Source organism: Paenibacillus camelliae (genome assembly GCF_023715345.1).
GTDB classification, from domain to species: domain Bacteria; phylum Bacillota; class Bacilli; order Paenibacillales; family Paenibacillaceae; genus Pristimantibacillus; species Pristimantibacillus camelliae.
Window position 1 is genome coordinate 1 of record NZ_JAMBNY010000040.1, and the last position, 644, is coordinate 644.

Sequence of the window (644 nt, forward strand, 5' to 3'; positions counted from 1 at the left end):
GGATTGAAGTCAGACCGTAAGGACTGGTGGACTGTATTCAAGTGAGAATGCCGGTATGAGTAACGAAAAGACAAGTGAGAATCTTGTCCGCCGTAAGCCTAAGGGTTCCTGAGGAAGGCTCGTCCACTCAGGGTAAGTCGGGACCTAACGCGAGGCCGAAAGGCGTAGTGGAAGGACAACAGGTTGAAATTCCTGTACCACCGAAGGTTGTTTGAGCAATGGGGTGACACAGAAGGGTAGTGACGCGGACTGATGGAATAGTCCGTCCAAGCAGTGAGGCTTGTCAGTAGGAAAATCCGCTGGCTATAAGGCTGGGCTGTGATGGGGAGTGAAAATTACAGTAGCGAAGGTCATGAGCTCCGGCTGTCAAGAAAAGCCTCTAGTGAGATCTAGGTGCCCGTACCGCAAACCGACACAGGTAGGCGAGCAGAGCATGCTAAGGCGCGCGGAAGAACTCTCGTTAAGGAACTCGGCAAAATGACCCCGTAACTTAGGGAGAAGGGGTGCCCCGGTAGGGTTAATCGCCCGAGGGGGCCGCAGTGAAAAGGCCCAATCGACTGTTTAGCAAAAACACAGGTCTGTGCGAAGTCGTAAGACGAAGTATACGGGCTGACGCCTGCCCGGTGCTGGAAGGTTAAGGGGAG

At 53.7% G+C, this 644-nt stretch carries 1 rRNA gene; it reads left to right on the top strand.

The annotated features are described in order from the left end of the window. Positions 1-644: ribosomal RNA gene (locus M3180_RS22290) — 23S ribosomal RNA — on the top strand; the annotation flags it as partial.